An 8,655-nucleotide genomic window follows, 5' to 3' on the forward strand; every position below is an offset into this window, starting at 1 on the left:
TTTGCCGAGTCCTATCCCAAAACCTTGTCAGGCGGCATGAAGCAGCGTTGCGCCATCGCGCGGGCCTATGCCGTCAACCCGACCGTGCTTTTGATGGACGAACCCTTTGGCGCGCTGGATGCGCTGACCCGGGTGAAACTTCAAAACCAGCTTCTGGACACATGGTCCAAGGACAAGCGCACCGTCATGTTCATCACCCACGATGTGGACGAGGCGGTGTTTATCGCCCACCGCGTCATCGTGCTGGCCGCCAATCCCGGACGCCTTCAGGAGATCATCAACGTCGACCTTCCCTTTCCGCGCGACGACGAGGTTCGCCTCTCGCCCGAGTTCACGGACATCCGCAACCGCGTGTGGCGCGCTGTTTATCACCGCGACGCCGAGGCGGCCTGACTCAGCAAGATCAACAAGGAGGAGACCCAAGATGCTTAGCAGACGAACAACCCTCGCAGCCATTGCGTCGCTCGCGCTTGCCGGACCACTTTCCGCGCAGGAGCTGGACGAGATCCGCATGGGCTATATCGCCGATTATTTCGGCACCTCGATCGCGGCCATCGCAACCGATCAGGGCCTGTGGGAGAAGCACAGGCTTGACGCCGATCTCAAGGTTTTCACCAACGGCCCGATCCAGGTGCAGGCGCTGAATGCCGGGTCGCTCGACTTTGCCTATATCGGGCCGGGCGCGCTTTGGTTGCCCGCGTCGGGGCAGGCCAAGGTGATTGCGCCCAATGCGCTGGGCTATACCGACCGGGTGATCGCCCAGCCGGGCATCGACAGTATCGAAGATCTGAAAGGCAAGAAGGTTGGCGTGCCTGAAGGCACCTCGGGCGACATGCTGTTGCGTCTGGCACTGGCCGAGGCGGGCATGAGCCTCGACGATATCGAGGTGGTTTCGATGGATCCCTCAACCGTTGTCACCGCGTTCTCTTCGGGGCAAATCGACGGTGCCGGGATCTGGTATCCGTTTGTCGATGTCGCCCGGCAGCGGGTTCCCGAGCTGAAGGAACTGTCCTCGAACGAGGAATTCTTCCCCGAGATCGCCTTCCCCTCGTCCTTCATTGTCAGCGACGAAATGGCAGACAACGAAGCCGTGATCCGCAAGGTCGTTGCCGTCATCAAGGAAGCCAACGACTTTCGCTTCGAAAACCCCGAGCAATCGGTCTCCATCACCGCGAATTTCCTGAACGTGCCGGAAGAGCCGCTGTTGGCCGAAAGCAAGCTGGCGCGCCTTCCGACCAGCGCCGAATACGAGGAGTTGAGCCGTGGTGGCCAGGTGGCAAACTGGTTCGGAACGCTCGCCGATCTTTATGCGCAGTTCGGAAAAATCGAGAACCCGCTGCCCGCTTCAGACTTCTATCTTGGCGATCTTTACGCGGACTGAAAAAACCGGCCGGTTCCGCCCCGCGCGGCGGGCCCGGCTATCCTGAGACGAGACGAGGCACACCATGACCCGCCCCAACATTTTGTTCATCATGTGCGACGACCACGCCGCCAACGCGATCTCGGCCTATGGCTCGGGGCTGAACAGCACCCCGAATATCGACCGTTTGGCCAATGAGGGGATGCGGCTGGATCATTGCTATGTCACCAATTCGATCTGCACGCCCTCGCGCGCGGCAATCCTGACCGGCACCCATAACCATGTGAATCTGGTGACAACACTGGACACCCATCTCGACAACCGCTTGCCCAACGTCGCCAGGCATTTGCGATCGTCGGGCTACCAAACGGCGATGTTTGGCAAATGGCATCTGGGCGAGGGGCGGGCGCATGAACCCACCGGCTTTGATGCGTGGTCGGTTCTGCCGGGGCAGGGCGATTACTTTGACCCCGAGATGATCGGACCGGACGGCCCAAAAACCGAACCCGGCTATGCCACCGACATCATCACCGATAAATGCCTGAATTTTCTGAAGCAGCGCGACCCGGATCGCCCGTTTTTCCTGATGTGCCACCACAAGGCGCCGCACCGCCCCTTTGTGCCGCATCCGCGCTACGATGACCTCTACCTCGATGACCTGCCGGTGCCTGAAACCTATGACGACGATTACGCCAACCGCGCCGCCGCTGCCGCCGCGGCGAAAATGCGGGTGCGCCAGGATTTGACCTATGAGGATCTGGGCCTCGTGTTGCCCGAAGGCGGCGCCGAACTGGGCGATCTGGAAAAGCCGGGCAGCGAGATGCGCAAAGTGCCCGATGATCCCGTGGGGCTGGCGCTGATCGACCGCAAGACTGGCGCGCGCTTTACCTTCGACAGCAAGCGCCAGCTCGACCTGTTCAAATACCAGCGCTACATCAAACGCTATCTGCGCACCATCGCCGCCATCGACGATAACGTGGGCCGGATGCTCGACTGGCTCGATGCCAACGGCCTGACCGACAACACGATCGTGATCTACACCTCGGATCAGGGCTTCTTTCTTGGCGAACATGGCTGGTTCGACAAGCGGTTCATGTACGAGGAATCGCTGCAAATGCCGTTTCTTGTGCGCTATCCTGCCGGGATCAAGGCAGGCCTGGTCGCGGGCGATATCGCCACCAATGTCGACTTCGCGCCAACCTTCCTTGATTACGCCCGCGCGCCGATCCCCTCCTATATGCAGGGCTTCAGCCTGCGACCGGTTTTTGAAGGCGCGGCGGGGGATGGCTGGCAAGACGTGGCCTATCATCGCTACTGGATGAACATGGACGATATCCACAATGCCTATGCCCATTACGGCGTGCGATCAGACCGTTACAAGCTGATTTACTGGTACAATGAAGGGTTGGGGCAACCCGGTGCGAAGGACGGTGATGCCCCGCCCGAGTGGGAGCTGTTTGATTGCCGGAAAGACCCGAACGAACTGACGAACCTCGCAGGCGACCCTGCCTATTCGAAGGTCTTTGCCAATATGCTTTCACGGCTCGACGCAAAAATGGCGGAAATCGGCGATGCGCCGCGCCATGACAGCGGCAAGGTTCTGGCCGGGTTGAACGGGGTGGCGGCATGAGGCAACTGCTGCGAAACCTGAGGCGGCTTTTGGCCCGGATCGGCCAGCGCAGGTATCGTCCTGAGCGATATTACATGCGCGGTCCGGGGCCAAAGAGCCGCCCGGATTGAGCCGGGAGCGATCATGACAGGGTGTTGCAGCACCGAGCGGGGGAGGGCCGCGCCTTCCGCCGCCTACGAGAAAGCAGCGCTGGCGGTGCCGGCCGCATCGCCGGGCCTGCGCGCGGCGCTGCGCGACACGTTGATCGCGCTTGATGGCGGGTTCTTCGATATGGGCGCGCGGCGATCCCGGTTTTCCGAGGATTTCGACACGCCCCGCCGCAAGGTGAGGCTCAGCCCGTTTCGCATTTCGGCCACAGCCTGCACCAATGCCGAATATGCGCGCTTTATTCAGGCCACCGGATACCGCACCGTTGCCGAAATCGAAGGCTGGTCCTACGTTTTTCATCTGCTTCTGGACGATGCTTCGCGGTTCCCTCAATCCCCAAGCGGGCTGCCATGGTGGCGCAGGGTTGATAACGCCTGCTGGTCTGCGCCCGAAGGTCCGGGCAGCGATGTTGCGGGGCGCGAAGATCACCCCGTTGTCCATGTGGCCTGGTTTGACGCGCTTGCCTATTGCACCTGGGCGGGCCTTGATCTGCCGACCGAGGCGCAATGGGAATTCGCCGCGCGGGGCGGGCTGACACATAAGAAATTCCCCTGGGGCAACGCGATGTTGCCGAAGGGGCAGCATGCCATGAACACATGGCAAGGCCGGTTCCCGACCGAAAACACCGAAGATGACGGCTATCTCGGTACTGCGCCTGTGAACGCGTTTTCGCCCAATGGTTTCGGGCTGTTCAACACCTGCGGCAACGTCTGGGAATGGGCGCGCGATCGTTATGCGCCGCATCCGCCCAGCGGCCCGTTCCCGTTGCAGGACCCGCTTGGCGCCTGTGAGGGCCGCGCCCGCGTTCAGCGCGGCGGGTCATACCTGTGCCATGTGAGCTACTGCGACAGGTATCACGTTCATTCCCGCACCCGAAACGATGCGGACAGTTCGACCGGCAACGCAGGGTTCAGGGTCGCGCTTGACGTTGAGCAGGCCCAGTGACCAGCGGCAGCCTAAAGCGTTTTGGCTGGTTGCTGAATCATCCGGGCTTGCGCCAAAGGGCGGGAATGACCGTATGTGCCGTGGCGACGCAGCCGTAAATTCTGCGCGGTGCGCGCGCAGTACACCCTCATCCTTCCCGAAACCGGCTTCCATCGCACCGATGCCAGCTTCAGCCGGCATCCGGGCGATCAAGTGTTCTTTCGCAAATCCTGTTTACCGCCGCGTGCAAAAGCAGCGTGAGCACCGCAAGCACGATAAGGGCCGCGAACATCAGGTCGGTTTTCGCGCGGCCATTGGCCAGCAGCATCAGGTAGCCCAACCCTTTGGACGCCCCAACCCACTCACCGATGATCGCTCCAATAGGGGCATAGACCGCCGCCAATCGCAGGCCTGATGCAAAGCCGGGCAGCGCTGCCGGAACGCGGATATGCCACATGATACGGGCCGGGGTGGCCCCCATGACTCTGGCCATGCCGATCCAGTCACGGTTCGTTCGCATTAGGGCGTCAAAGAACGACGAAACCACCGGAAAATAGATGATAATCAATGCCATCGTGATTTTGGACCAAAGCCCGAAGCCCAGCCAAAGCGTGAGGATTGGCGCAAGGGCGAAGACCGGAATGGCCTGACTGAACACCAGCATCGGGCGCACAAGCGCGCGTGCCATGGGCGATGCGACCAGCGCGATTGCCGTGACAAACCCTAAAGCCGCCCCCAAAGCTAGCCCGATCAGGACCTCGGCCATGGTGATCGCGGCATGTTCGGCCAAAAGCAGGCGGCTGTCCCAGAGGGTGCGCGCGACCAGTGCGGGTGGCGGCAGAATGAACCGGGCAACGCCGGTGGCCCAGACCACCGCCTGCCACAGTGCCAGGGTCAGGCACAGCGCGGCAAGGCCTGCCCGCCAGCCTGTCATTTGGCGACCGCAAAGCCAGCCCAGGCCACATCAAAGAAGGCGCGTTCCAGCGCCACCGCACGCGCAAACGTCTCGGTCACCTCAGCGCGGGCCGCATCGTCAAGCGTGTCCCACCGGGCATCAAGCTGGCCGCGCAAGTAGGCCACCACCTCGGCGAAGCCGGGGCCGCTATGCAAGGTGATCCACTCGCCCAGCCAGAACGGCAAATCCTTTGCCCGGTCTTCGAAGGGGCTGGCCCAATCAAGGTAAATCCATTCGGCAACAACCAGCACGGCCAGCATGATTTCATAGCGGCCAGAGCGGCGTGCGTTATCCATAAGCTCTTGAAAAGCGGTCGTTTCCGGCGCGGCCACGGCGGTTGGCGTGACGTTGAGCGCCTCCATCGCACGCAGGAAGTAGGTGTTTTCCGGGCCACAGACCACCCCCAGAAACTGCGCAGCCGGCACCGCATCGGCCAAGGTTGGCGCATGCGCCACAGCCGAGGCGAGGAGCCGCACGAACCCTTCGACGAACAGATAATCCTGTTGCAGGTAGCCAGCCATCTGGCCGCGGCTGAGCGACCCGTCTGCCAGGGCGTTGGTGAAAGCATGGGTGGTGGCGGCGTGCCAATCGTCGGCAACACATGATTGCAGGTGGTCTGTGGCGGTCATTGGGGGCTCCGAAGTTGGTCAAACAGATCGGCTTGGGCGCGCAACACGCTTTCATCGTGAAACGGGCGCGGGATTGGGCTGCTGGGTGTTGCGACCTTGATCAGCCCGCTCGCGGTCATGATCAGGATGGTCTGGCCCAGCCGGGCGGCCTCTGCCGGGTCATGGGTGACAAGCAGCACGGTGCGGTTTGCCAGGAGTTTGGCTGTTAACTCCTGCATCTGCGCGCGGGTCAGCGCGTCCAGCGCCGAAAAGGGCTCATCAAGCAGGACAACCGCGCAGTCCTCCATCAATGTCCGCGCGAGGGCCACCCTTTGGCGTTGCCCGCCTGAGAGGGCAGAGGGGCGTTTGAAGGCGTGATCCGACAGGCCCACTTGCGCTAACGTGTCATGGGCGCGACCGGTGTCGGGGGGGGTGCCCCGCAACCGCGCGCCAACAAGCACGTTGTCCAGCACGCTGAGCCATGGCAGCAACAGATCGTTTTGCGCCAGAAGCGCAACGCGGCCGGGATCACTTTGAGCGCCGGTGAACTCAACATCTTCCGCGATCCCCGCCAAAAGCCGCAGAACGGTGGATTTTCCCACGCCGCTGGCTCCCAAAAGGCAGGTCCAGCTGTGCGGTTCAAGCGTCAGGTCCAGGTTGGAAAAGATCGGCGTGCCCTTGATGGACGCCGACCCGGCCATGCGCAGCGGTTGGCTCACGGATCAAGCCCCATGTCCCAGAACCCAACCTCCAACCGTGTTGCCATGGCGAACCGCGCCTGAAGGGCGGGCCAGCGTGGGCTGGCTGTGGGATCATCGCCCAAACGCCGGGCGACGGCGGCGTCTATCAGGCCGCCCACATCCTGACATATCTGTTGATATTCGTCGCTGGCATAGCTGGCGATCCACGCGCCATAGGTGCCCGCAGTTTTGGTTGCGGCCAAATGGTGGCCAATGTCACCATAGCCCATCACGCAGGGAGCCAGCGCGGCGAGCAGATCCAACAGATCGCCCGCGTGCCCGGCATCCAGAACATAGCGCGTATAGGCAAGGTTTGCCTGCCGTTCCTGCGTGGCGAAAAGCGTGGCTTCGTCAATGCCGGCTTGCGCACAGGTTTTGATGTGCAGCGCGATTTCCTTGTTGATCAGCCCGTTGAGTGTGCCCGCTGCCAGCCGCATTTCCCCGACCGTATCTGCTTTGGTGACGGCCAGCGCCCAGGCGCGCGAGAAATGGATCAGGAAAACGTAATCTTGCTTGAGGTAATGCAAAAACGCATCTCGCGGCAGAGTGCCGTCGCCCAGCCCCTGCACGAAGGCATGGCGGGTATAATCGGGCCAGGCGGGCGTGGCATCACGCCAGGCCGCAAAGGTGCTGCCGTAACTCATTCTGCCCCCAGATCAACGGCGAGCGCAGACACAGGGCGCGTGCCTTCGACCACGCCGCTATCTGCCAGGAATTGTTCAAACCGGGTGTAGCGGCCTTCGTCCAGCGCTTCGGGGCGCAGGGCGAACCGAGGCAGCGTGTCGACCCAGGCCTTGGCGTTCAAGGCGTCGTCCAGTTCTGCGGAATATCCTTTGAACAGCTCCCAGGAGGCCTCGGGGTTGTTGACGATATATTGCGTGGCAAGTTCCGTGGCCCGCAGGAAGCGGCGCAGTTGATCGGTGTTCATCCGGTCGGGGTTGGCCACGTAAATCAACTCGTCATAGGTTGGCACGCCCTCTTCCTCGACATAAAAGCACCGCCCTTCGATGCCTTCGATCTCCATCTGGTTCAGCTCAAAATTGCGGTAGGCACCGATCACCGCATCAACCTGCCCGGACATCAGCGAAGGGCTGAGCGAGAAGTTGACGTTGACCATCTCAACCTCGTCCAGCGCGACGCCGTGCTTGCCAAGCATCGCGCTCAGCATGGCCTCTTGCACCCCGGCGACGGAAAAGCCGATTTTGCTGTCCCGAAGCTGGCCAATCCGTTGAATGGGGCCGTCTTTCAGCACCAAAAGGCAGTTGAGCGGGGTCGCCACAAGCGTGCCGACGCGGACCAGCGGCAGGCCTTCGGCCACTTGCAGGTGGTGGCTTGGCTGATAGCTGATTGCGATGTCCCCTTTCCCGGCGGCGACAAGTTTTGGCGGCGCCGAGGGGTCAACAGGGGGGATGATCTCAACCTCAAGGCCTTGATCTGCGAAATAGCCCAGCTCTTCGGCCAGGATGATGGGGCCATGATCGGGGTTGATGAACCAGTCCAACAGCAGGGTTATCTTGTCCTGTGCGAGGGCAGGTGTGGCGACCATGATGGCCAGGGCGGTTGCGATCAGGTGTTTCATAGGGTCCTTTTCAGTCTCCAAGGGCGATGAGCTTGATGTCGCCCTGCCAGTGTTGGGAAAGCCGTTCTGCCGCTTGCCAGGCGCGCAGGCCTGACCGGCAGGCCAGAACGGCGCGTTGGGTTTCGTGGGGCTGCGGGCCGTGCGGGCCGAAATCCGTAACGGTGTGGCGATGGGCGTTTGGCAAAGCGGGGCCGGGTTCGGCGGCGGCGCGCAGATCAACCAGAAAATCCTTCGCGCCAATGTCGGCGGGCGCGATGAAGGCGAGCTTGGGAGCAGGATCAGGCGCGCCATCAAACCGGAAGCCGCCAAACCGCATCACCCGCGCATCATAGCTGACAAACCGGCCCAAAGCGGTGCGATCTCCGGTGAGAACCGCCATCGCCATTTGCGCCTGCAGGCTTCCGATCACCCCCACGCTTGGCCCCAGCACACCATCGGTATCGCAAGAGCCTAACTGATCGGGCAGGTCGGGAAACACCGCGCGCAGGCCCGGTTTGCCGCCGCAAAAGCCGCCCACATAACCCTCTGTGCCAACAACGCTCGCGCTGATCAGGGGTTGGCGGCTTTGCAGGCAATAATCCGACGCGATGTAGCTGACCGCAAAGCTATCGGCGCAATCAAGGATCAGATCCATACCGCCACACAGCCCGGCGATGTTCGCCGGATCAAGGCGCTGTGCGATGGGCTCAAGCGTCACCTCGGGGTTTAGCGC

At 62.1% G+C, this 8,655-nt stretch carries 10 protein-coding genes; 4 read left to right on the plus strand and 6 right to left on the minus strand.

What is annotated here, in order from left to right; genetic code table 11:
* The 4 genes from P1U55_RS01315 to P1U55_RS01330 all read left to right on the plus strand — a co-directional run.
* On the plus strand, window positions 1–393 hold a 393-nt coding region (locus P1U55_RS01315), incomplete at its 5' end, for an ATP-binding cassette domain-containing protein (RefSeq protein WP_301045662.1).
* A gap of 31 nt (window positions 394–424) precedes the next feature.
* Window positions 425–1,381, plus strand: a complete 957-nt coding sequence (locus tag P1U55_RS01320) for an aliphatic sulfonate ABC transporter substrate-binding protein (RefSeq protein ID WP_301045663.1) — start codon at window positions 425–427, stop codon at window positions 1,379–1,381.
* A gap of 64 nt (window positions 1,382–1,445) precedes the next feature.
* Complete coding sequence (locus P1U55_RS01325; RefSeq protein WP_301045664.1) at window positions 1,446–2,990, plus strand: sulfatase; 1,545 nt, start codon at window positions 1,446–1,448, stop codon at window positions 2,988–2,990.
* Between the two features lie 123 nt (window positions 2,991–3,113).
* Window positions 3,114–4,082: a formylglycine-generating enzyme family protein gene (locus tag P1U55_RS01330; protein WP_301045665.1), complete on the plus strand. Its 969-nt coding sequence runs from the start codon at window positions 3,114–3,116 to the stop codon at window positions 4,080–4,082.
* Window positions 4,083–4,251: 169 nt separating this feature from the next.
* Here P1U55_RS01330 and P1U55_RS01335 read toward each other — a convergent pair whose 3' ends face one another.
* The 6 genes from P1U55_RS01335 to P1U55_RS01360 form a co-directional block, all read right to left on the minus strand.
* Window positions 4,252–4,995 carry an ABC transporter permease gene (locus P1U55_RS01335; RefSeq protein WP_301045666.1) on the minus strand — a complete coding sequence of 248 codons (744 nt, stop codon included), beginning with the start codon at window positions 4,993–4,995 and terminating at the stop codon, window positions 4,252–4,254.
* The gene (locus tag P1U55_RS01340) at window positions 4,992–5,645 is read right to left on the minus strand and encodes a TenA family protein (RefSeq protein ID WP_301045667.1); all 654 of its coding nucleotides are present in this window, start codon (window positions 5,643–5,645) and stop codon (window positions 4,992–4,994) included. Before P1U55_RS01340 ends, P1U55_RS01335 begins: the two co-directional genes overlap by 4 nt.
* Complete coding sequence (locus P1U55_RS01345) at window positions 5,642–6,343, minus strand: ABC transporter ATP-binding protein (protein ID WP_301045668.1); 702 nt, start codon at window positions 6,341–6,343, stop codon at window positions 5,642–5,644. The genes P1U55_RS01340 and P1U55_RS01345 overlap by 4 nt, the downstream gene beginning before the upstream one ends.
* Window positions 6,340–7,008 (minus strand): thiaminase II, encoded by a 669-nt coding sequence (gene tenA, locus P1U55_RS01350; protein WP_301045669.1) that lies wholly within the window; start codon window positions 7,006–7,008, stop codon window positions 6,340–6,342. The genes P1U55_RS01345 and tenA overlap by 4 nt, the downstream gene beginning before the upstream one ends.
* On the minus strand, window positions 7,005–7,943 hold the full coding sequence (locus tag P1U55_RS01355; protein ID WP_301045670.1) for an ABC transporter substrate-binding protein: 939 nt from the start codon (window positions 7,941–7,943) through the stop codon (window positions 7,005–7,007). The genes tenA and P1U55_RS01355 overlap by 4 nt, the downstream gene beginning before the upstream one ends.
* Before the next feature lie 10 nt (window positions 7,944–7,953).
* A partial coding sequence (locus P1U55_RS01360) for a ThiF family adenylyltransferase (RefSeq protein ID WP_301045671.1) occupies window positions 7,954–8,655 on the minus strand: 702 nt, incomplete at its 5' end.

The organism is Vannielia sp. (genome assembly GCF_029212645.1).
GTDB lineage: Bacteria > Pseudomonadota > Alphaproteobacteria > Rhodobacterales > Rhodobacteraceae > Vannielia.